Consider the following 22,644-nt stretch of genomic DNA (forward strand, 5'->3'; position numbering starts at 1 on the left):
GACTCAGAGGGAGAGCGCGGCGATGGTCTCGCCGTAGGGCGTCTCGCCGGTGGCAACGAAGCCGATCTTCTCGAAGAAGGCGGCGGGGCCGTCTTCACCCGGCTCGAAGATGACGGTGATCTGCTCGAAGCCGCGCTGACGCGCCTCGTCGGCGAGGGCGAGCACCGCGAAACGGCCCACGCCGTGGCCCTGGGCGTCGGCGGCGACGTTGATGCGCCAGATGCAGCTGCGGAACTCGTCTTCCTGCGCATCGGGGTCGAAGTTGCCCATGATGAAGCCGACCACCTCGTCGTCTTCGAGCACCACCCGAGGCCAGGCGGTGACGGGGTTCACGTACGCCTCGGCTATGGAGTGCGACACCGGTGCGACGTACTGCTCCTGGCCGGGCTTCAACGTCAGGGTGTTGGCCGCGACGATGTTCGACGCCGAGAGCTCGACGAGCTTCAGTTCACTCATGGATTCAGGCTAACGGCTGGGCGGAGGCCGCGCCACCGCTCCGGCTGGGGGTTGCGTGGGGGTGAACTATCTCGACGTCGAGATAGTTCCGAGAAAGGGTAAACTGGTGGACGGCCCATTTCCGGCGGCTGTTGAGGAGCTGAATTGTCCAAGATCAAGGTTGAAGGCACGGTCGTCGAGCTCGACGGCGACGAGATGACCCGCATCATCTGGCAGGCCATCAAAGACACGCTGATCCACCCCTATCTCGACGTGAACCTCGAGTACTACGACCTCGGTATCGAGCACCGCGACGCCACCGACGACCAGGTCACCATCGACGCGGCGCACGCCATCCAGAAGCACGGCGTCGGCGTCAAGTGCGCCACCATCACCCCCGACGAGGCCCGCGTCGAGGAGTTCGGGCTGAAGAAGATGTGGAAGTCGCCGAACGGCACCATCCGCAACATCCTGGGCGGCGTCATCTTCCGTGAACCCATCATCATCTCGAACATCCCGCGCCTCGTGCCGGGCTGGAACAAGCCGATCATCATCGGCCGTCACGCCTTCGGTGACCAGTACCGCGCCACCGACTTCGTGTTCAAGGGCAAGGGCAAGCTCACGGTCGAGTTCGCGCCCGAAGACGGCTCGGAGCCGATGAAGTTCGAGGTCTACGACGCCCCCGACGACGGCATCGCCCAGGTGCAGTACAACCAGGATGCGTCGATCCGCGACTTCGCCCGCGCCTCGCTCAACTACGGGCTGGCCCGCAACTACCCGGTGTACCTCTCGACGAAGAACACCATCCTGAAGGCCTACGACGGCCGGTTCAAGGACATCTTCCAGGAGATCTACGAGACCGAGTTCAAGGAGCAGTTCGACGCCGCCGGCCTCACCTACGAGCACCGCCTCATCGACGACATGGTCGCCTCGGCCATGAAGTGGGAGGGCGGTTACGTCTGGGCCTGCAAGAACTACGACGGCGACGTGCAGAGCGACACCGTGGCGCAGGGCTTCGGCTCGCTGGGGCTCATGACCTCGGTGCTGTCGACTCCCGACGGCTCGGTCGTCGAGGCGGAGGCGGCGCACGGCACCGTCACGCGCCACTACCGCCAGCACCAGGCGGGCAAGCCCACCTCCACGAACCCGATCGCCTCGATCTTCGCGTGGACCCGTGGGCTCGCCCACCGCGGCAAGCTCGATGGCAACCAGGAGCTCATCGACTTCTCGCTCACCCTCGAAGACGTGGTCATCAAGACCGTCGAGTCGGGCAAGATGACGAAAGACCTCGCGCTGCTCGTCGGGCCCGACCAGGCCTACCAGACGACCGAGGAGTTCCTCGCGACCCTCGACGCGAACCTGCAGGAGCGCATGGCGGCGGCGTAAGCCCCGCCCGCGCGCCGCGCGAAGGCCCTCGCCCCTTGGGGCGGGGGCCTTCGTCGTCTCCGCGCCCGCGCGAAACGACGGAGTTTGCCCGGAAACCCGGCCCGAGCATCCGTCGTTCTGCCGAAAGGCCGGGAAACTCCGTCGTTTCGCGCGGCGCGGCGTTAGGCGAAGACGCGGGTGACCTCGAAGACGGGGGTGAGGAGCACGAGGTGGGGGGCGGCGCCCGGGCGGAGGGTGCCGAGCTCGGGGCGGCCGAGCACTCGGGCGGGGGTCGCGGTGAGGGCGGAGACGGCGGCCACGGGGTCGACGCCGGCGGCGAGGGCGGTGCGGAGGGCGGCGTCGGCGGTGAGGGTCGATCCGGCGATGGTGTCGGTGCCGGCGAGCACCGCACGGCCCTCGGTCACCTCGACGTCGAGCGAGCCGAGGCGGTAGGCGCCGTCGGGGGCGGCGGCGGCCGCCATGGCGTCGGTGACGAGGGCGACGCGGCCGGGTGCGGCGTCGAACACGAGGGAGATGAGCGACGGATGCACGTGCACGCCGTCGGCGATGATCTCGAGCGTCACGCGAGGGTCGGCCAGTGCGGCGGCGACGGGGCCCGGGTGGCGGTGGTGCAGGCCGGGCATGGCGTTGAAGGCGTGGGTGAGCAGGGTGGCGCCGCGATCGAAGGCGGCTCGAGCCGTGTCGAAGTCGGCTTCGGTGTGCCCGACGGCGACGACGACGCCTGACGAGACGAAGGTCTCGATGGCGTCGAGGGCGTCGGGGAGCTCGGGGGCGATGGTCACCTGGGCGAGCCGGCCCTCGGAGGCGGAGAGGAGGTCGCGCACGACGTGCTTCGTGGGGTGTCCGAGGAAGAGCGGGTTGTGCGCGCCCTTGCGCTCCGGGGCGAGGAAGGGCCCTTCGAGGTGGGCGCCGAGCACGTGCGGGTCGTCGGCGGCGAGGCGGGCGACCGCGTCGAGGCTCGCCTCGAGCAGGTGCGGAGGGTTGGCGACGAGCGAGATCACCGATCCGGTGGTGCCGTGGGCGCGGTGCACCGCGAGGGCCGCCCGCATGGCGTCGACCCCGTCGTCGAACGCGAACCCACCCGCCCCGTGCGCGTGCAGGTCGATGAAGCCCGGCGTCAACCACCCGCCCGCCGCATCGACGACCTCGACGCCCGCGCCCGCCGCGCCCGCGCCGCCGTCAGCGGCCGTCCGACGCCCCGCGTCGCCCCCGGCGCTCGCCGCACCGGTCGCGCCCGCGCGGGTCGCGTCGGCGTCGCCCGCGCCCGCGCCGCCCGCGAAGCGGCGCCAGCCGGCGCCCGTGCCGGTCTCGATGATGCGGTCGGGGGAGGCGGCCACCCAGAAGTCGTCGACGATGCCGTCGGCGTCGAGTGCCCGGGCGCCGAAGACGACGAGCGACACCGGCGAGGTCACGAGAACTCCTTGCGGCCCGCGATGACGCCGCTCACCACCGCCACCACGCCGAACACGAGGGCGATGAGGGACTGCTCGAGCATGAGCCAGGCGAGCGCCGCCCCTCCCATCACGACGATCTCTACCAGCGCCCGCCCGAAGGCGTCGAGGCGGATGACCGCCCGCGGCGACAGGAACAGCGCCCAGATGAGCACCGCGAACAGCGGAGTCACGATGCCGAGCACGATGTTCCACGGCAGCGGCCACGCTACGAAGCCCCAGAACCCGAAGGTGAAGAAGGCGAACAGCTCGAGCACGAAGCGCACGACGTCGTTGACGCCGACCTTCACGTCACGCGGCGCGCGCGGGGCGCCCGAAGGACCAGGAGCGCCGGGGGCAGGGGAGTCGTCTTGCACGCAGACCATGCTACGGGCCGCGCGCATCCGTGTTTCGAGTTTGTAAACCTCATGAACCAAATCACCACGGATGCTTGCGCTGGGTATGTTCGTAAGCTTTACTAACAAACATGACAGCACTGAAGCCGTTGCGGCCCTCCTCGAAAGTGCTCCCCGAGCACGCCAGGGGCCACAACCGCTCCCTCGTGCTGCAAATCCTCTACCGCGAGGGCACCCGCTCCCGCGCCGACATCGCCCGCGAGACCGGGCTCACCCGGGTCACCGTAAGCGCCCTGGTGGCCGAACTCATCGCCGACGGGCTCGTCGTCGAACTGGGTCAGCGCGAGGAGGCCCGCCCCGGCAAGCCCGCGACGCTGCTCGACCTCGACCGCAGCGCCTTCGTGATCGTGGGCCTCGACCTCTCCGACCACTCGCTCTTCACGGGCGCCCTGCTCGACCTCGACGGCACCATCATCGCCCGCGCCGAGATCGAGCTCGCCGGCAGCACGGGCGATGAGGCCGTGGCCAAGGTCGTCGCCCTCGCCCGCGAGCTCGTCGACCGGGCCACGGCGCCGGTGCTCGGCATCGGGGTGGGCTCCCCGGGCATCGTCGACCTCGACGGAGTCGTGCTCTCGGCACCCAATCTCGGCTGGCAGGGCGTCGAACTCCGGCGCGTGCTGAGCGACACCTTCGGGGTTGCGGCCCTCGTGGCCAACGACGCCAACGCGGCGGTGCTCGCCGAGCACAGCTTCGGCGGAGCCCACAGCGACGCCATGCTCATCACCATCGGCCACGGTGTCGGCGCCGGCCTCCTCGTCGGCGGCACGCCGCTGTTCGGCAGCCGCTTCGCCGCGGGCGAGATCGGCCACGTGGTGGTGGGAACCGACGGCGGCGCCGTCTGCGCCTGCGGGAAGCAGGGCTGCCTCGAGACGTGGCTCAGCATCCCGAACCTCATCGCCCGGCTCGAGGGCGCCGACGCGCGCGAACGCGACGTCGCCCTGCGCGAGGCGGGGGAGCGGCTCGGCATCGCGCTCGCACCCGTCGTGGGCGCGCTCGATCTCAGCGAGATCATTCTCAGCGGGCCCCCTGAACTCCTCGACGGGCCGCTCTCCGCGGCCACGCTCGAGACACTGCGCCGGCGCACGATGGCCGAGTTCCACGGCTCTCTGGCGCTGCGGATGACCGCGCTCGGGCAGGACATCGTCTTGCGCGGCGCGGCCGTGATGGTCCTCTCCGGCCAGCTCGGGGTCTCGTAGACCGGGCCGCGGGAGCGCCGAAAGAACGCACCACACGAACGCACCACCCGCCGGTCCCAGCCGGCACCCTGCATCACCCATCGCCCTAGGAAAGGTAGAACACCATGAGGAAGACGACACTCGCCGTCACAGCCCTCGGCGTGACGGCGGCCCTCGCGCTCGCCGGCTGCGCGGGCTCCGGCTCGGGAAGCGACGACGCTTCCGGCGGCGACACCGCCGACATCCGGGTCTGGCTGAACGGCACCGACACCCCTGACGAGGCTCGTGAGTACCTGAAGACGACCTTCGAGAGCGAGCACCCGGGTTCGACGCTCACCATCGAGGAGCAGTCGTGGACGGGCCTGGTCGACAAGCTCACCACCAACCTCTCGGGCTCCGACAGCCCCGACGTGGTGGAGGTGGGCAACACGCAGGCGGCGGCCTTCACCTCGGCCGGCGCCTTCCTCGACCTGAGCGACCAGTACGACGCGCTGGGCGGCGACGACCTGCTGCCCGGCTTCGTGGAGGCGGGCAGCTACGACGGCACCTTCTACGCAGCCCCCTACTACTCGGGTGCCCGCCTGGTGTTCTACAAGAAGGACCTGCTCGCGAACGCGGGTCTCTCGGTGCCCACCACCCTCGACCAGTACGTCTCGAACGGCATCGCCCTCGCCGAGGCCAACCCGGGCGTCTCGGGCATCTACTTCCCCGGCCAGGACTGGTACAACGCCCTCCCCTACATCTGGGAGGCCGGCGGCGAGATCGCGGTGCAGGACGGCGACACCTGGACTTCGAGCTTCTCGAGCCCCGAGTCGATCACGGGCCTCGAGCAGGTGCAAGAGGTCATGACGAAAGCCTCCGTCGCCGCCAAGGACGGCAACGAGACCGACCCGCAGGTTCCCTACTGCGAGGGCGCCATCGCGAACCTGTCGGCCCCCAGCTGGGTGAAGTTCTCCATCCTCGCCCCGGCCGACGCCGACGCCCCCGGGTGCCCCGACCAGGAGGGCAACCTCGGCGTCTACGCCCTGCCCGGTGCCGACGGCGGCGCGGCCCACGTGTTCGCGGGCGGCTCGAACATCGCGGTCTCGGCCAACTCGGCGCACCCGGAGCTGGCGAAGGATGCGCTGGCCATCATGCTGAGCGACGAGTACCAGACCATCCTCGGCGAGAACGGCCTCGTTCCCGCCAAGCTCTCGCTCGCCGGCACCCTCGGAACGGATGAGGTGGCCACCGCCATCGCGGAGGCCGCGGCCAACGCGAAGCTCACGCCGGCCTCGCCGAAGTGGGCCGACGTCGAGGCCTCGGGCGCGCTGCAGGACTTCTTCGTCTCGATCGCCCAGGGCGGCGACGTGACGGAGCTGGCGAAGGCGCTCGACGAGAAGATCGACGGCATCCTCAACGGCTGACGCCGCCGGGTGCCCGAGGCCGCAGCGACGGCCCGAGGAGACCCGGCCGACAGACCCGACCAACACGGTGGGGGCCGATGCGCGAACATCGGCCTCCACCGGCCCAGATGCCCATCGCCCTAGGAGGTGAGAGGCACAAGCGCAATCGTAGTGGGAGTACCCAGACCATGACTTCGTCGGTGCTGCTCGTGCGGGAGCACGAATCCGGGGGGCTGCAAGAGCTCCCCACGGGGCCCGAGCCCCGGAAGGGCCGCAAGCGCGGTGGCTTCACACCGCTGGTGCTCCTCGTGCCGGCCTGCCTCATCCTCATCGCCATCATCGGCTGGCCGCTGGTGCAGCTGTTCATCATGTCGTTCCAGGAGTTCGGCCGCGCCCAGGTGTTCGGCCGGCCCGCCCCCTTCGTCGGGCTGGAGAACTACCAGCGGGTGCTCTCCGACCCGCAGTTCTGGGCGGTGCTCGGCAGGAGCATCCTGTTCTGCCTCGTCAACGTGGTGACCGCGATGACGCTCGGCACCCTCATCGCCCTGCTCATGAACCGGGTGAACCGCTTCTTCAAGCTGCTGGTGTCGGTGGGGCTGCTGCTCGCCTGGGCGATGCCCGCGCTCACCGCCACGATCGTCTGGGGCTGGATGTTCGACACCCAGTACGGCGTGGTGAACTACCTGCTCGAGGCGGTGAGCGGGCAGGACTTCACGAACCACTCCTGGCTCATCGACCCGTTCTCCTTCTTCGTGGTGGCGACCATCATCGTGACCTGGGGCGCCGTGCCCTTCGTCGCCTTCACCATCTACGCCGGACTCACGCAGGTGCCGGGCGAGGTGCTCGAGGCCTCGCAGCTCGACGGGGCGGGCGCCTGGCAGCGGTTCAGGCTGATCGTCTTCCCCTATCTGCGCTCGATCTTCGTGGTGGTCATCATCCTGCAGGTCATCTGGGACCTCCGGGTGTTCACCCAGATCTTCGCGCTCCAGGGCATCGGCGGCATCAAGGAGCAGACCTCCACCCTCGGCGTGTACATCTACCAGACCTCGATCGGCGGCGGCGACTACGGCACGGGCGGCGCGATCGCCGTGATCATGGTCATCCTCATGGTCGCCATCTCGGTGTTTTACGTGCGCCGCAGCCTCAAGGAGGAGGAGCAATGACCCGCACGCGCAGCAAGCTCACCGGCATCCTGCTCGGCGCCGCGTCGATCGTGGTGTTCCTGTTCTCGGTGTTCCCGGTCTACTGGATGGTCAACACCTCCCTGCAGCCGAACAACGAGATCCGCGGCAGCGTGCCGAACTTCGTCCCCCAGCACCTCACCACGGCGAACTACGAGACCGTCATCTTCGACCCGGGGCGGGCACCGTTCCTCCCCGCCCTCGGCAACTCGCTTCTCGTCACCGTCTCGACAGTCGTCATCGCGCTGGTGTTCGCGTTCCTCGCCTCGCTCGCGGTCACGCGCTACCGGTTCAAGAGCCGCAAGTCGTTCATCTTCGCCATCCTCATCATCCAGATGATCCCGGCCGAGGCCATGATCGTCTCCACCTACCGCGTGCTCGACGGCTGGAACCTGCTCAACACCATCGCCGGCCTCACTCTCGTGTACGTCGCGACCGTGCTGCCCTTCACCATCTGGACGCTTCGCGGCTTCGTCAACGGTGTGCCCGTCGAGCTCGAGGAGTCGGCGATGATCGACGGATGCTCGCGCACCGGCGCCTTCTGGCGCATCACCTTCCCGCTCCTCGCGCCGGGCCTCGTGGCCACGGGTGTGTTCGGGTTCATCCAGGCCTGGAACGAGTTCCTCCTCGCGCTCGTGGTGAACTCGCGGCCCGAGATGATGACGCTGCCGGTGTGGCTGCGCACCTTCCAGCAGGTGACCGGCACCACGAACTGGGCCGCCATCATGGCGGGTTCGACGCTCATGGCCATCCCCGTCATCGTGTTCTTCCTCGTGGTGCAGGGCCGCATGACCTCGGGCCTCGTGAGCGGGGCGGTGAAAGGATGAGCCGCGCGAGCATCCTGGGCACGTTGCTGCCCGGGTTCGACGGGCCCGTGCTGCCCGAGTGGGTGGCCGCGCTGCTGCGGGAGGGGCTCGCGGGGGTGTGCCTGTTCGGCGAGAACGTGGTCTCGCCCCGGCAGCTGCGCGAGCTCACCGACGCCATCCGGGAGGCGAATCCGGATGCGCTCATCGCCATCGACGAGGAAGGCGGCGACGTCACGCGCCTGTTCTACGACCGCGGGGCGCCCTACCCGGGCAACGCCGTGCTCGGGCGGCTCGACGACGAGGCCGCGACGGCTGCCGTGGCCGAGGCCGTGGGGGCGGCGCTCGCCGCGGTGGGGGTCAACCTCGACTTCGCGCCCGACGTCGACATCAACTCGAACCCGCTGAACCCGGTGATCGGGGTGCGGAGCTTCGGCGACGCTCCCGAGCTGGTGGCGCGGCACTCCGCCGCGTGGGTGCGGGGGCTGCAGTCGCAGGGTGTCGCGGCGAGCATCAAGCACTTCCCGGGGCACGGCGACACCGCGCAGGACTCGCACCTCGCGCTGCCGACCGTCGACGTGTCGCCGGCCGAGCTGCGCGCGCGGGAGCTCATGCCGTTCGCCGCCGCCGTCGAGGCGGGTGCGCTCACGGTGATGACGAGTCACATCCTGCTGCCGCAGCTCGATCCCTCGGGGCCGGCGACGTTCTCGGCGACGCTGCTGCAGGGCGTGCTGCGCGGCGAGCTCGGATTCGAGGGGGTCGTCGTGAGCGACGCGCTCGACATGGCGGGGGCGAGCGGAACGATCGGCATCCCCGCGGCGGCGGTGCGGGCGCTCGGCGCGGGGTGCGATCTGCTCTGCATCGGCACGAAGAACACGGGGGCGCAGCTCGAGGAGATCCTGCGCGCCGTCGAGGAGGCGCTCGCCGCGGGGGAGCTCGCGGAGGCGCGGGTGGAGGACGCGGCGCAGCGGGTGCGGGAGCTCGGGGCGCGGGTGCGTGTGCCGTCGCCGACGGCGGCCCGGGACTCCATCGGGTTCGGGGGAGGGCTCGGCGCCGCGGAGGTCGCGGCGGCGTTCCGGGTGGAGGACGGGGTGGCGGATGCTGCTGCCGCCGCCCCCGGCCCGTGGGTCGTCGTGCGGCTCGACGCCGAGGCTAACGCCGCGGTGGGGGTCGTGCCGTGGGACCCATTCGCGCCCGCCCCGGCGCAGCGCGACGGATGGCGCGAGCTGCCTGTCGTGTCGCTGTCGGAGACGACGGATGCGCGGGCTCGCGACGAGCTGACCCGTCGCATTCCCGAGGAGGCATGCGTTCTGGTGATCGGCCGCGACAACGCGAGACGGCCCTGGGTGGTCGAGCTGATCGACGCGGTGCGGGAGCGCCATGAGGTCGTCGTCACCGTCGACATGGGGTGGCCGGGCGAACCCTCGGGGTACGCGCAGGTGGCGACCTTCGGCGCATCCGCTCTCGTCGGCGAGGCGCTGCTCGGCGTGCTCGCGGGCTGGGGGGTGCTCTCATGAGGCTCGGGCTCGACATCGGCGGCACCAAGACGGATGCCGTGGCGGTCGACGCGGCGGGTCGCGTCGTCGACCGGGTGCGCTCGGTCACCGGGTTCGGCGCCGAGGCCGTGATCGACACGGCGCTGACCGGTATCGCGACGATCGCGGAGCGCGCCGGCATTGCGCCGCGCGAGTTCGAGTCGATCGGCATCGGCATTCCGGGGCAGGTCGACGTGACCACGGGCACGGTCGCGCACGCCGTGAACCTCGGGTTCGACGAGCTCGCGGTGGGCGGCAGGCTGAGCGCCCTGCTGGGCCGGGAGGTGAAGGTCGAGAACGACGTCAAGGCGGCGGCGCTCGGCGCCTACCACCTGGTCTCGGCCGAGGCGTCCAGACCCGCGCACTCCATGGCGTACCTCAACCTCGGAACCGGCCTCGCCGCCGGCCTGGTGATCGACGGCCGCCTGTGGCGCGGATCGCGCGGGGCGGCCGGTGAGATCGGGCACATCCCCGTCGACCCGGCCGGTGTGCGCTGCCCCTGCGGCCAGCGCGGGTGTCTCGAGACCGTCGCCTCGGGCTCGGCTATCGCCCGGCAATGGCCGAGCGACGATGCCGTCCCCGTGCTCTCGCTGCTCGCTGCGGCCGAGGCGGGTGACGAGCGGGCCGGGCGCATCCGCTCGCTGCTCATCGACAACGTGGCGGCAGCCGTGCGGGTGCTCGTGCTGACCGTCGACGTGGAGGTCGTGATGATCGGCGGCGGGCTGAGTGCGCTCGGCGAACCGCTCCTGGGAGAGGTTCAGCGGGTTCTGGCATCCTGGGCCGTGGAGTCGCCGTTCCTGGCCTCGCTCGAGCTCGACAGCCGGGTGCAGCTGGTGCCGGCCGGCTTCCCCGCCGCTGCGGTGGGGGCGGCACTCGTCGGTGCTCCGACCGGGCGGCGCGACGAGGTGGAGACTGTGACCGGGATCGGCGGGAGCCGGCTCGAGAAGGAGGGTGCGTCGACGTGGCTGAAGTGATCGTGGTGCCCGGCCGCGACGCCGCCGGGGCGATGGTGGCCGAGGCCGTCGAGCGGCTCGTGCAGGGCAAGCCCGATGCGGTGCTAGGGCTTGCGACGGGCGACACGCCTCTGCCCGTGTACCGCGCGCTCGCCGAGCGGGTGCGCGACGGCCTCGACCTCGCCGGCCTGCGCGGCTTCGCGCTCGACGAGTACGTCGGCATCCCGCTCGCGCACCCGCAGAGCTACCACTCCGTGATCGACCGGGAGGTGGTGAAGCCGCTGCGGCTGACGCAGGCGAACGTGCACGTTCCCGACGGGCGCCCGATCGGCATCGAGACGGCGGGGGAGCGGTACGAAGCCGCCCTCCTCGCCGCGGGCGGGGTCGACCTGCAGATCCTCGGCATCGGCACCGACGGGCACATCGGCTTCAACGAGCCGGGGTCGTCGTTCGCCTCGCTCACCCGGGTGAAGACGCTCACCCGGCAGACCAGGGCCGACAACGCGCGATTCTTCGACTCGCCCGAGGAGGTTCCGGTGCACAGCATCACGCAGGGGCTCGGCACCATCCTGCGCGCACGCCGGCTCGTGCTGCTGGCCTTCGGGGCGGGAAAGGCGCAGGCGGTCGCGGCCGCCGTCGAGGGGCCGCTCACCGCGAGCGTGCCCGCCTCGGCGATCCAGCTCCACCCGCGGGCGACCGTCGTGGTCGACGAGGAGGCGGCGGGCGGGCTCGCCGAGCTCGACTACTACCGGCACGCGTTCGCGAACAAGCCCCTGTGGGACCCGGTCATCCTCTGAGGGTCGGGCGGCGCATCCTCTGACGGCCATGCACTAGCCTGACGATGACGCCGGTTCCGGGTCACGCCGCGCTCGCGGGGTGCGACGGCGTCGACTCTGGGGGAACGATGACGTCACCGACCATGCGCCGCGCTGCGGCCACGACCATCGCGCTGGGTCTTGTGGCCGCGGGCTGCCTCGTCGTCGCTGCGCCGGCGAACGCCCAGCCGGGCGACGTCTCTGCAGTGGGAGCGACTGCCTCGTTCACCCTCGACGTGGGCCCGTTCCACCTCGACACCGATACGAGCCTCGGTGCGATCGCCGCCCCGGCCGGAGGGCGCGACGCGGTGGCGTTGTTCGACCAGACCCTCGTCGACGCGGGCTTCGCCGACATCACCATGGCGGGTATCGAAGGAGCTGTCGAGTCGCCCGACGGCGTCGCCGAGTCGGCGATGAACGTCGACGCCACCTCGGCGAACCTGTTCGGCCTCAACCTCGTCACCCTCGACGACGCGGCGAGCGCGGTGATGTGCCCGAGCGACGGGCCGGCCGAGGTGTCGGTGGGCGCGACGGGGCTCAGCATCCTCGGCGTGCCGGTCGAGCTGGCCCGGGAGTCGCCCTCCGCCGCGCAGACGGCACCGCTGCCCGCCGACTACGAGGCCCCCGACGGTACCGCAGCCGACCTCAGCTCTCTCGAGGTCACCGTGCAGGTCGGTCAGGTGCGCTCCGTCGGGACCGACGGAGCCGTCGGGGTCGCGCTCGACACCATCGTCAGCATCGACGGCACGCTCGACGACGAGGTCTTCACCGACCGCGTCGTCGCGAGGCTGCTGCTGGCCGGCGCCTCCTGCCAGACCCGGTCGCAGATCGCGGCACCGACCATCACCGGCATCTCACCGGCGGCCGGTGTGCCCGCCACGGGTGGCGACGTCGTCATCGACGGCACCGGCTTCACCGCCGACACCACCGTCGTGTTCGGCGACGACCCCGCCACCGGCGTCGTCGTCTCGGCATCGGGCACGCAGCTCACCGCGACGGCACCCGCCGGAGCGGTGGGGACCGTGACGGTGACCGTGGCGAACGCGGGCGGCAGCGCCCAGATCGCGTACGCATATCTCGCGCCGTCGCCCACCGCGACCCCGACGCCGTCACCCGCGCCGCCGGCCCCCGCCACGCCCACGCCGTCGGTCCCGAAACCGGGCGGCACGCTCGCCGACACCGGCTCGGCGGCGGCACCCCTCGCGGGCGGCGCGATCGCCGCCGTCGTCGCGGGCGGGATCGTCGCTCTCGTCGTCACCCTTCGCCGCCGCCGCGCCTGAGCGCGCCGCGCCCGAGTGCGGGCAGCGTGGGGAGCGCGGCGCGCCCGCGGCGAGGGCGCGCATCGGGAGCGACGGGTGTATGAGTGAGGGATGACCGCATTCACGACCCCGCAGGGTGATGCCGGGAGTGCGTGGTTGCGGCCGCGCATCCGGAGCACCCCCGCGAAAGGCCTCTACTTGCTGCTCGGCACGCTGTGCGGTGTCGTGCTGGCGAACGCGGCGGCGGTGCCCGGGGCGCCCGACCGTCGCACGGTGCTGCTCGCCGTCGTGGTGGCGGCCTGGGTGGTCGTGGGCGCTCGGCTCTTCCGCGACGAGCACGAAGCGGTCGCGCCGCCGCGGGCGTGGTGGCGGTTCACCGGCAAGCCGACCGCGGGTTTCGTCATCGGCGGGATTCTCGTGGCCGCCGGCGGGGCGGCGGCAGTGGGCGCGGCCCTCACCGGCGGCAGCCAGGCCGCGCTCTTCGCCAGCGGTGTCGCCGCGGCGATCGGGGCCGCCTATCTGCACTCCTCGCTGCGGCTGCACGCCGGCCGCCCGCCGCGCCGCGTCCGTTTGGTATGAGAATCACGCCGCCGAGCCTGCAGGGGGCTCGGCAGCACGATTCTCATACCGTTCGCACGGCCCGCGGGTGCCGCCGGTGCCCGCGGCCTACGGGAAGGCGCCCGCGCCCTACCGGAAGATGATGGTGCGCGCCCCGTCGAGCAGCACCCGGTCTTCGGCGAACCACTTCACCGCGGTGGTGAGCGTGCGGCTCTCCTCGTCCTGCCCGATGGCGACGAGCTCGGCCGGGGTACGCGTGTGGTCGACGCGCACGACGTTCTGCTCGATGATGGGCCCCTCGTCGAGGTCGCTCGTGACGAAGTGGGCGGTGGCACCGATGAGCTTCACCCCGCGGGCGTGCGCCTGCTTGTAGGGGTTCGCGCCCTTGAAGCCCGGGAGGAAGGAGTGGTGGATGTTGATCATGCGGCCCTCGAGCCGGGCGCAGAGCTCGGGCGAGATGATCTGCATGTACCGCGCCAGCACGACCAGTTCGATGTCGTGCGTCTCGACCGCCTCGATGACTCGGGCCTCGAAGGCGGCCTTGGACGCCGCATCCGTCACCGGGAGCGCCTCGAAGGGCACGTCGTAGAAGCCGGCTAGGTCGCGCAGCGAGCCGTGGTTCGACAGCACGAGGGGGATCTCGACCGGCAGCTGACCGGCGCGCTGCCGGAACAGCAGATCGTTGAGGCAGTGCGCGGCTGTCGAGACGAGCACCAGGGTGCGGAGCGGTCGGCCGACGGTGTCGAGCCGCCAGGTCATGTCGTAGCGCTCGACCACGGGGGCGAGGGCGGCCTCGAACACCTCGCGGCCCGACGGCGACTCGACCTGCAGGCGCATGAAGAAGCGGCCCGTGTCGGCCGAGGAGAACTGCTGGCTCTCGGTGATGTTGCCGCCCGACTCCACCACGGCGCCGCTGACCGCGTGCACGATGCCGGGGAGGTCGGCGCACACGAACGTCAGCACCCAGTGGTTGTGCGGCGAAACCATGTCATTCTCCTCTTGCCGGGCGGACTCCCTCCGCTAGAATAGTCAGTGGTCGAGCGGTCATCGGTCGGCCACGGGCATGCACGAAGTCGTCGCCGTCGCGAGGTCGAGACCTGTCACGGCGCTTCAGGTCGTCAGGATCAGTACTCGAACATCCTCTGTCCGCCGTTTTCGAGAAGTCTTCGAATGGTGCGCGTCGCTGTGACCTCTACTCTGCCGTCGACCGGGTCGATCCCGGTTCACCGAACCCCTTCCGTTCCCCCTCCCGCACGCTTCCCGTGGGGCGGCCTCCTCGTTCTCGCGACCTCCGTCTTCCTGTCGGTGACCGCCGAGATGATCCCCACCGGCCTCCTCCCCGAGATGAGCCAGGGCCTCGGCGTCACCGAGTCGCAGGTGGGCCTGCTCATCAGCTTCTTCGCCTTCGCGGTCGTGCTCACGAGCGTGCCGCTCAGCCTGCTGTTCCGCGCGGTGCCACGCCATACGCTCCTCATCGGCGTGCTCGTGGTCATCTCCCTGGCCAGCGTCGCGGGTTCCCTCGCGCCGAGCTTCGAGTTCCTCGCCGTGGCCCGCATCGTGAGCGGCATGGCCCACGGTGTGTTCTGGGGTGTCGTGGGCGCCTACTCGGCACACCTCGTGCCGAAGGAGCAGCTCGGCCGCGCCGTCGCCATCACCACCGCGGGCGGCACCCTCGCCTTCGTGCTCGGCGTGCCCCTCGCCACCTTCGTCGGCCAGGCCTACGGCTGGCGCCTCCCCTTCCTCGCGGTGGGCGTGCTCACCGCGCTCGGCGCCGTGCTGCTGTACTTCCTGCTGCCGCGGGTGTCGCACCACCGGCCCGCGAAGCGGGTGAAGGGCGAGCAGGCCCCGCGCCGCCGCTTCTCGCTCGACCCCACCGTGCCGGGAGTCGCCGTCATCTGCGTGCTCGCCGCCGTCGTGATGATCGGCAACTACGGCTTCTACACCTACATCGCCCCCTACATGGTGGCGAAGATGGGTGTTCCGGATGCGCAGATCGGCACGCTGCTGTTCGTCTACGGTGTCGCAGGTGGCGTGGGTCTGTTCATCGCCGGCAGCGTCTTCGCCAAGCGCGCGACCTTCGGCCTGTTCCTCTCCCTGATCGTCACGGCGGTCTCGGTCACCGTGCTCGCGCTGTTCTCGGCCAACCCGGTCGTCGGCATCGGGGCGTTCGTCGTGTACGGCATCGTCTTCGGCATGATCCCGACGCTCATGGCCACGCAGCTCATGCGCACGGCGTCGCCCGAGATCCGCGACTCCGCCAGCGCGTTCTACTCCACCGCCTTCAACACCGGCATCGGCTTCGGGGCCCTGGTCGGAGGCTTCTTCCTCGACGCGCTGGGCCTCGGTTCGCTCCCGTGGGTCTACCTCGTGGGGCTCGCGCTCGGTCTCGCGCTGCTCGTCGCAGCTCCCGCGATCACGCGGCGCGGTGCGGTGAACCCGGCAACCGCATCCGGGTCCACCGTCTCCCCGGTGGCCTCCCCGGTGACCCCGGCCGACCCTCGCCCCGCGACGCAGCACTGAGGTAAGCTGGCCGCGTCGCAACTGGCGTTCAGATGGTCACCATCGGGAAGCGACGGACAGGGATTCGGCCGCGCGCCTGGGTCGATACGAATCCCGTTTCACCGAACACGTCCGTCACGCCGAAAAGGAGCCCGTCTTGTCCGACACATCCGCCACCTTCAACGCGCCGCTCAGCGAGGTCGACCCCGAGATCGCCGAGGTGCTGCAGCAGGAGCTCAACCGCCAGCGCACCACGCTCGAGATGATCGCCAGCGAGAACTTCGTGCCGCGCGCCGTGCTCGAGTCGCAGGGCTCGGTGCTCACCAACAAGTACGCCGAGGGCTACCCGGGCCGCCGCTACTACGGCGGCTGCGAGTTCGTCGACGTGGCCGAGGAGCTCGCCATCGCCCGCGCCAAGGCGCTGTTCGGCGCCGAGTTCGCGAACGTGCAGCCGCACTCCGGTGCGAGCGCCAATGCGGCGGTGCTCTCGGCGATCGCCGCGCCCGGCGACACCATCCTGGGCCTCGAGCTCTCGCACGGCGGGCACCTCACCCACGGCATGAAGCTCAACTTCTCGGGCAAGCTCTACAACGCGGTCGCCTACGGAGTCGACCCCGAGACCTTCCTCGTCGACATGAACGTCGTGCGCGAGAAGGCCCTCGAGCACAAGCCGCAGGTCATCATCGCGGGCTGGTCGGCCTACCCCCGTCAGCTCGACTTCGCCGCCTTCCGCGAGATCGCCGACGAGGTGGGCGCGAAGCTCTGGGTCGACATGGCGCACTTCGCCGGGCTCGTGGCGGCCGGCCTCCACCCCTCGCCCGTGCCCTTCGCCGACGTCGTGTCGTCGACCGTGCACAAGACCATCGGCGGCCCGCGCTCGGGCTTCATCCTGAGCCGCGACACCGAACTGGCCAAGAAGCTCAACTCGAACGTCTTCCCCGGCCACCAGGGCGGCCCGCTCATGCACGTCATCGCGGCGAAGGCCACGGCGTTCAAGCTCGCCGCCACCGACGAGTTCAAAGACCGTCAGGTGCGCACCCTCTCGGGCGCCCGCCTCCTCGCCGACCGCCTCACCGCCGACGACTCGCGCGCCGCGGGTGTCGACGTGCTCACGGGCGGCACCGATGTGCACCTCGTGCTGGCCGACCTCCGCACCTCGGAGCTCGACGGCAAGCAGGCCGAAGACATCCTGCACGAGGTGGGCATCACGGTGAACCGCAACTCCGTGCCGTTCGACCCGCGCCCCCCGATGGTCACCTCCGGTCTCCGCATCGGCACCCCCGCCCTCGCCACCCGCGGCTTCGGCGACGTCGAGTTCACCGAGGTGGCCGACATCATCGCCACCGCGCTGCAGCCGAACCCCGACGTCGAGGCGCTGCGCGCCCGCGTCGTGTCGCTCGCCGACGGCTTCCCGCTCTACCCCGGACTCGAGCAGTGGTAGCGGTGCGCCTCGACGGCGTCGCCACCGCAGCCGCACTGAAGTCGGAGATCGCCGAGCAGGTCGCCGCGCTGCGCGAGCGCGGCGTGGTGCCGGGGCTCGGCACCCTGCTCGTCGGCTCCGACCCCGGGTCGATCTCCTACGTCGCGGGCAAGCACCGCGACTGCGCCGAGGTGGGCATCGAGTCGGTGCGAGTCGACCTCCCGGGCGACGCCACCGAGCAGGACGTGCGCGACGCCATCGCCTCGCTCAACGCCAACCCCGCGGTCACGGGCTACATCGTGCAGCTGCCGCTGCCCGCGGGCATCGACGAGAACGCGATGCTCGAGCTCATCGACCCGGCCAAAGACAGCGACGGGCTGCACCCCACGAACCTCGGCCGCCTCGTGCTGGGCGTCGAGGGCGAGCTCGACTCACCGCTGCCGTGCACTCCCGCCGGCATCGTCGAGATGCTCACGCGCTACGGGGTGTCGCTCCCCGGCAAGCACGTCGTGGTGGTCGGCCGCGGGCTCACCGTCGGCCGCCCGCTGGGGCTGCTGCTCACCCGCAAGGGCGTCGACGCCACCGTCACCCTCACCCACTCGCGCACCCTCGACCTCGAGGCGGAGGTGCGGCGAGCGGATGTGGTGGTCGCCGCCGTCGGCGTGCCCGGCCTCATCAAGGCGGAGTGGGTGAAGCCCGGTGCCGCCGTGCTCGACGTGGGAATCACGCGCGTGGTCGACGAGTCGACCGGCAAGGCCCGCCTCGTCGGCGACGTCGACCCCGCGGTGGCCGAGGTGGCCGGCTTCCTGTCGCCCGTTCCCGGTGGCGTCGGCCCCATGACCCGCGCCATGCTCCTCAAGAACGTGATCGACGAGGCCGAGCGCCGCGCATCCTGAGGCCCAGGCTTCTCGAAAGAGCGCGAAACGCCCCTTCCCGGCTCGGGAGGGGGCGTTTTGCGCTCTTTCGGTGGGGTGGGTGAGGGTTCGAGGGGGCGTTTTGCGCTCGTTCGGTGGGGTGGGGCCCGAAGCCGCCGAGGGGTGGGCGGGCCCGCGGGTCACTCCAGGGCGGCGGCGAACTGGGCGCGGTAGAGGCGGGCGTAGGCGCCCTCGGCGGCCACGAGTTCGTCGTGGGTGCCCTGCTCGACGATGCGCCCCGCCTCCATGACGAGGATGAGGTCGGCGTCGCGGATGGTCGACAGCCGGTGCGCGATGACGAAGCTCGTGCGGTCGGCCCGCAGTGCCGACATCGCGCCCTGCACGAGCCGCTCGGTGCGGGTGTCGACCGAGGAGGTCGCCTCGTCGAGGATGAGCACGCTCGGCTTGGCCAGGAACGCCCGCGCGATCGTGATGAGCTGCTTCTCGCCCGCGCTCACGTTCGAGGCTTCGTCGTCGAGCACGGTGTCGTAGCCCTCGGGCAGCGAGTGCACGAAGCGGTCGACGAAGGTCGCCTGAGCCGCCGCCACGATCTCCTCCTCCGTGGCGTCGGGCCTGCCGTAGGCGATGTTGTCGCGGATGGTGCCCCCGAACAACCAGGTGTCCTGCAGCACCATGCCGGTGCGGGAGCGCAGCTCGTGCCTCGTCATCGAGGCGATGTCGACGCCGTCGAGGGTGATGCTGCCGGAGTCGAGCTCGTAGAAGCGCATGATGAGGTTCACCAGCGTCGTCTTGCCGGCGCCCGTCGGGCCCACGATCGCGATGGTCTGCCCGGGCTCCGCGACGAGCGAGAGCTGCTCGATGAGCGGCTTCTCGGGCAGGTAGCGGAACGAGACGTCGTCGAACACCAGGCGGCCACGCGACTCGGAGGGCCGAGCTGCGGGAGACGCATCCGGTGTCTGCTCGGGGGCGTCGAGCAGCTCGAACACGCGCTCGGCCGAGGCCACGCCCGACTGCAGCAGGTTCACCATCGAGCCGAGCTGGGTGAGCGGCTGCGTGAACTGGCGCGAGTACTGGATGAACGCCTGCACGGCACCGATCGACAGAGCGCCGATGGCCACCTGCAGCCCGCCGACCACGGCGATGATGACGTAGACGAGGTTTCCCACGAACATCATGGCGGGCATGATGATGCCCGAGACGAACTGGGCGCCGAAGCTCGCCCTGTAGAGCTGCTCGTTCTCGTCGAGGAAGCGCGCCTCGACCTCGCGCTGCCGCCCGAACACCTTCACCAGGGCGTGCCCGGTGAAGTTCTCCTCCACCTGCGCGTTGAGCGCGCCCGTGCGGGCCCACTGGGCGACGAACAGCTTCTGCGAGCGCTTGGCGATCACCGCGGTGATGCCCACGGTGAGCGGGATGGTGATGAGCGAGATCACGGCGAGCAGCGGCGACGTGATGAACATCATCACGAGCACCCCGACGACGGTGAGGATGGAGGTGAGCATCTGCGAGAGCGTCTGCTGCAGACTCTGCGCGACGTTGTCCATGTCGTTGGTGACCCGGCTGAGCAGCTCGCCGCGCGGCATGGTGTCGAAGTACGACAGCGGCAGCCGGTTGATCGTGCCCTCGACGTCTTCGCGCAGCGAGAACACCGTGCGCTGGGTGATGGTGTTGAGCAGCCTGCCCTGCAGCCAGGAGAAGACGGATGCGAGCACATAGAGCACGAGCACGGTGCCCAGCACCATGGCGAGGGCGTCGAAGTCGATGCCCTGACCCGGCACGAGGGCGATGCCGCTCAGCAGCTCGGCCTGCGCCTCCTGCCCGGAGGAGCGGAGTCCTTCGATCACCTGCTCCTTGGTCGACCCGGCGGGCAGCGACTTCGAGATGGCTCCGGAGAAGATGAGGTTCGTGGCCTGGCCGAGGAGGTACGGGCCGAGCACGGTGAACACCACGCTCACGATGCCGAGCACGATGACGGCGACGACCGGGATGCGGTGGGGCGCCAGGCGGGCGAGGAGCCGCTTCGCGGAGGGGCCGAAGGTCATCGACTTCTCGGTGGGCATGCCGGCGCCGCCGAACGGGCCGCCGCCCTGGGCGCGGCGCATGGCGCCGGCGCGGTTGGGGTTCGCGGTGGCCGGGGCGCCCGCGTTGCCCGCGCCCGTGCCGCCCGCGCCCGTGCTGCCGCCGCTCATGCCGCCTCCTCCGCCGTGAGCTGCGAGGCGACGATCTCGGCGTAAGTCTCCGAACCGGCGAGCAGCTCGTCGTGCGTGCCGTGCCCCACGATCTCGCCGTCTTCGAGCACGACGATCTGGTCGGCGTCGACGATCGTCGACACGCGCTGGGCGACGATGATCTGGGTGGCGCCCACGACATCCGCTCGGAGCGCCGCCCGCAGGCGAGCGTCGGTGCTGAGGTCGAGCGCCGAGAAGGAGTCGTCGAACACGTAGATCTCGGGTCTCTTCACCAGGGCTCTGGCGATGGCCAGCCGCTGTCGCTGACCGCCCGACACCGTGGTGCCGCCCTGGGCGACGGGGGCCTCGAGCCCGCCCTCCATGGCCCGCACGAAGTCGGCGGCCTGTGCCACCTCGAGGGCGTGCCAGAGCTCGTCGTCGGTGGCGTCGGGTCTGCCGTAGCGGAGGTTCGAGGCGACGGTGCCCGAGAACAGATAGGGCTTCTGCGGCACCAGCCCGATGCGGCTCCAGAGCAGGTCGGGGTCGAGCTCGCGCACGTCGACGCCGTCGACCAGCACGGCCCCCGAGGTGACGTCGGTGAGCCGGGGGAGCAGGTTCACCAGGGTCGTCTTGCCCGCACCGGTCGAGCCGATGATGGCGAGGGTGGTGCCGCGCTCGACCCGCAGGTCGAGACCGCGCAGCACCGGCTGGTCGGCCCCGGGGTAGGCGAAGGCGGCGCCGCGCAACTCGACCGTGCCCTGCTCGGGCAGGGTCGTGACCGGATGCGCGGGCGGGGCCACCGAGGTCTCGGTCTGCAGCACCTCCGAGATGCGGTCGGCGCACACCGAGGCGCGCGGGATCATCATCGCCATGAAGGTCGCCATCATCACCGCCATGAGGATCTGCACGAGATAGCTGAGGAAGGCGATGAGCGTTCCCACCTGCATCGATCCGTCGTCGATGCGGAACGCGCCGAACCAGATGACGGCGACGCTCGAGACGTTGAGGATGAGCATCACCGTGGGGAACATGAGCGCCATCAGGCGCCCGGCGCGCAACGCGGAGTCGGTGACCTGCCGGTTCGCCTCAGCGAAGCGCTCGGTCTCGGTGCCCTCCTGCACGAACGCCCGCACCACCCTGATGCCGGTGAGCTGCTCGCGGAGCACCCGGTTGACCGTGTCGATGCGCCCTTGCATGCGCCGGAACTGCGGCACCATGCGCACGATCACCGCGCCGAGCGCCACCAGCAGCACCGGCACGCTCACGGCGATGATCCACGACAGCTCGAGGTCTTGCTGCAGGGCGAGCACCACCCCGCCCACGGCGAGGATGGGGGCGGAGACGAGCAGGGTGCAGGTCATCAGCACGAGCATCTGCACCTGCTGCACGTCGTTGGTGGTGCGCGTGATGAGGGAGGGGGCGCCGAACCGCGACACCTCGCGCTCGCTGAACCCGCTCACCCGATGGAACACCGCCCGGCGCAGGTCGCGCCCGAGCGCCATCGCGACCTGGGCGCCGAACCACACGGCGGTGATCGCGGCGGCGACCTGCACGATCGTGATGCCGAGCATCACGACCCCGGTGGAGAGGATGTACGCCGTGTCGCCCTTCGCGACGCCCTCGTCGATGATCTGCGCGTTGAGGGTGGGCAGGTAGAGGGCGGCGACCGACTGGATGAGCTGGAACACCACGACGAGCGCGAGCCGCCCGCGGTGCGGCTTGAGGAAGCTGCCGAGCAGCCGGAGCAGGGTCATGCGGGTTCTCCCATCAGGCCGGGGGCGAGGATGCGCGCGAGCTCGGCCTCGCTGAACGCGGGTTCGGGGGAGCCGGCCTGGGGGATGGCGGAGCCGAACGCCATCACCCGCAGCAGCTGGGCGAGCCGCGCCGGCGGGAGCGCCAACCGCTCGGCCTCCGCTGCGAAGATCTGCGCCATGATCTCGCCGAACTGCTGCTGCTGAGGAGGTGGGGGCGGCACGTGCCGGCCGAGCGCCGCCATCATCTGCATCACGCCGGTGAGTCGCGCCCGCAGCACCGCGATGACCTGCGCGAGCTTCGACTCGAAGGGATCGTCGGGGTCGATGCCGCGCAGCCCGGTGCGCACGTTCTCGGGGTCGAAGTGCTTCTGCACCGCGGCCTCGATGAGCGACTCCTTGTCGCCAAACGCCCGGAACACGGTGCCCTCGGCCACCCCGGCGGCCTCCGCGATCTGCCGCGACGTGACGTCGGCCCCCTGCGCCAGAAGAAGAGGGATGACCGCGTCGAGGATCATCGCGCGCCGCTCGTCGACGGCGAGTGCGGGCGCGCGCCCCGAACGGGCGGCGGATGCGGTGGTCGGCATGCGTCGATGCTAA

At 70.8% G+C, this 22,644-nt stretch carries 20 protein-coding genes and 1 riboswitch; of the genes, 13 read left to right on the forward strand and 7 right to left on the reverse strand.

The window, feature by feature from the left end; translation table 11 throughout:
* Nucleotides 1-3: 3 nt before the first annotated feature.
* Nucleotides 4-456 (reverse strand): GNAT family N-acetyltransferase, encoded by a 453-nt coding sequence (locus tag HL652_RS01610; protein WP_171703686.1) that lies wholly within the window; start codon nt 454-456, stop codon nt 4-6.
* A 144-nt stretch (nt 457-600) separates the two neighbouring features.
* On the opposite strand from HL652_RS01610, the gene HL652_RS01615 reads away from it, so the two are divergent.
* Entirely contained in the window at nt 601-1,821 is a 1,221-nt protein-coding gene (locus tag HL652_RS01615; protein WP_171703687.1) for an NADP-dependent isocitrate dehydrogenase, read from the forward strand.
* A 161-nt stretch (nt 1,822-1,982) separates the two neighbouring features.
* On the opposite strand, the gene nagA is transcribed toward HL652_RS01615, so the two are convergent.
* Both nagA and HL652_RS01625 read right to left on the reverse strand, forming a co-directional pair.
* Nucleotides 1,983-3,233: an N-acetylglucosamine-6-phosphate deacetylase gene (gene nagA, locus HL652_RS01620; protein ID WP_253743578.1), complete on the reverse strand. Its 1,251-nt coding sequence runs from the start codon at nt 3,231-3,233 to the stop codon at nt 1,983-1,985.
* On the reverse strand, nt 3,230-3,628 hold the full coding sequence (locus HL652_RS01625) for a YrdB family protein (protein WP_253743579.1): 399 nt from the start codon (nt 3,626-3,628) through the stop codon (nt 3,230-3,232). Before HL652_RS01625 ends, nagA begins: the two co-directional genes overlap by 4 nt.
* 110 nt (nt 3,629-3,738) lie before the next feature.
* On the opposite strand from HL652_RS01625, the gene HL652_RS01630 reads away from it, so the two are divergent.
* The 9 genes from HL652_RS01630 (at nt 3,739) to HL652_RS01670 (ending at nt 13,352) form a co-directional block, all read left to right on the forward strand.
* Nucleotides 3,739-4,863: an ROK family transcriptional regulator gene (locus HL652_RS01630; RefSeq protein ID WP_171703688.1), complete on the forward strand. Its 1,125-nt coding sequence runs from the start codon at nt 3,739-3,741 to the stop codon at nt 4,861-4,863.
* Between the two features lie 104 nt (nt 4,864-4,967).
* Nucleotides 4,968-6,248 (forward strand): extracellular solute-binding protein, encoded by a 1,281-nt coding sequence (locus HL652_RS01635; protein ID WP_171703689.1) that lies wholly within the window; start codon nt 4,968-4,970, stop codon nt 6,246-6,248.
* A 167-nt stretch (nt 6,249-6,415) separates the two neighbouring features.
* The gene (locus HL652_RS01640; RefSeq protein ID WP_171703690.1) at nt 6,416-7,390 is read left to right on the forward strand and encodes a carbohydrate ABC transporter permease; all 975 of its coding nucleotides are present in this window, start codon (nt 6,416-6,418) and stop codon (nt 7,388-7,390) included.
* The gene (locus tag HL652_RS01645) at nt 7,387-8,235 is read left to right on the forward strand and encodes a carbohydrate ABC transporter permease (protein WP_171703691.1); all 849 of its coding nucleotides are present in this window, start codon (nt 7,387-7,389) and stop codon (nt 8,233-8,235) included. The genes HL652_RS01640 and HL652_RS01645 overlap by 4 nt, the downstream gene beginning before the upstream one ends.
* Nucleotides 8,232-9,728: a beta-N-acetylhexosaminidase gene (gene nagZ, locus HL652_RS01650; protein WP_171703692.1), complete on the forward strand. Its 1,497-nt coding sequence runs from the start codon at nt 8,232-8,234 to the stop codon at nt 9,726-9,728. The genes HL652_RS01645 and nagZ overlap by 4 nt, the downstream gene beginning before the upstream one ends.
* Nucleotides 9,725-10,720, forward strand: coding sequence for an ROK family protein (locus HL652_RS01655; RefSeq protein ID WP_171703693.1), 996 nt, complete (start codon nt 9,725-9,727; stop codon nt 10,718-10,720). Before nagZ ends, HL652_RS01655 begins: the two co-directional genes overlap by 4 nt.
* Nucleotides 10,708-11,496: a glucosamine-6-phosphate deaminase gene (locus HL652_RS01660; protein WP_171703694.1), complete on the forward strand. Its 789-nt coding sequence runs from the start codon at nt 10,708-10,710 to the stop codon at nt 11,494-11,496. The genes HL652_RS01655 and HL652_RS01660 overlap by 13 nt, the downstream gene beginning before the upstream one ends.
* 107 nt (nt 11,497-11,603) lie before the next feature.
* Complete coding sequence (locus HL652_RS01665; protein ID WP_171703695.1) at nt 11,604-12,794, forward strand: IPT/TIG domain-containing protein; 1,191 nt, start codon at nt 11,604-11,606, stop codon at nt 12,792-12,794.
* A gap of 90 nt (nt 12,795-12,884) precedes the next feature.
* Nucleotides 12,885-13,352 (forward strand): hypothetical protein, encoded by a 468-nt coding sequence (locus HL652_RS01670; protein ID WP_171703696.1) that lies wholly within the window; start codon nt 12,885-12,887, stop codon nt 13,350-13,352.
* Between the two features lie 108 nt (nt 13,353-13,460).
* On the opposite strand, the gene purU is transcribed toward HL652_RS01670, so the two are convergent.
* Nucleotides 13,461-14,318, reverse strand: a complete 858-nt coding sequence (purU, locus tag HL652_RS01675) for a formyltetrahydrofolate deformylase (protein WP_171703697.1) — start codon at nt 14,316-14,318, stop codon at nt 13,461-13,463.
* A 183-nt stretch (nt 14,319-14,501) separates the two neighbouring features.
* Between purU and HL652_RS01680 the strand changes: the two genes are divergently transcribed.
* From HL652_RS01680 to HL652_RS01690, 3 genes are all read left to right on the forward strand, one after another.
* Complete coding sequence (locus tag HL652_RS01680; protein ID WP_171703698.1) at nt 14,502-15,851, forward strand: MFS transporter; 1,350 nt, start codon at nt 14,502-14,504, stop codon at nt 15,849-15,851.
* Nucleotides 15,852-15,858: 7 nt separating this feature from the next.
* A riboswitch (ZMP/ZTP riboswitch) is annotated at nt 15,859-15,940 on the forward strand.
* 47 nt (nt 15,941-15,987) lie between these two features.
* Nucleotides 15,988-17,271, forward strand: coding sequence for a serine hydroxymethyltransferase (gene glyA, locus HL652_RS01685; RefSeq protein ID WP_171703699.1), 1,284 nt, complete (start codon nt 15,988-15,990; stop codon nt 17,269-17,271).
* The gene (locus tag HL652_RS01690) at nt 17,265-18,146 is read left to right on the forward strand and encodes a bifunctional methylenetetrahydrofolate dehydrogenase/methenyltetrahydrofolate cyclohydrolase (protein WP_171703700.1); all 882 of its coding nucleotides are present in this window, start codon (nt 17,265-17,267) and stop codon (nt 18,144-18,146) included. Before glyA ends, HL652_RS01690 begins: the two co-directional genes overlap by 7 nt.
* A 158-nt stretch (nt 18,147-18,304) precedes the next feature.
* Here HL652_RS01690 and HL652_RS01695 read toward each other — a convergent pair whose 3' ends face one another.
* Genes HL652_RS01695 through HL652_RS01705 form a run of 3 tightly spaced genes read right to left on the reverse strand, consistent with a single transcriptional unit; the run spans nt 18,305 to nt 22,631 of the window.
* Entirely contained in the window at nt 18,305-20,314 is a 2,010-nt protein-coding gene (locus HL652_RS01695) for an ABC transporter ATP-binding protein (RefSeq protein WP_171703701.1), read from the reverse strand.
* Nucleotides 20,311-22,047, reverse strand: coding sequence for an ABC transporter ATP-binding protein (locus HL652_RS01700; protein WP_171703702.1), 1,737 nt, complete (start codon nt 22,045-22,047; stop codon nt 20,311-20,313). The genes HL652_RS01695 and HL652_RS01700 overlap by 4 nt, the downstream gene beginning before the upstream one ends.
* Entirely contained in the window at nt 22,044-22,631 is a 588-nt protein-coding gene (locus HL652_RS01705) for a TetR/AcrR family transcriptional regulator (RefSeq protein WP_171703703.1), read from the reverse strand. Before HL652_RS01705 ends, HL652_RS01700 begins: the two co-directional genes overlap by 4 nt.
* Between the last annotated feature and the right edge of the window lie 13 nt (nt 22,632-22,644).

Source organism: Herbiconiux sp. SALV-R1 (assembly GCF_013113715.1).
Classification (GTDB): Bacteria; Actinomycetota; Actinomycetes; order Actinomycetales; family Microbacteriaceae; genus Herbiconiux.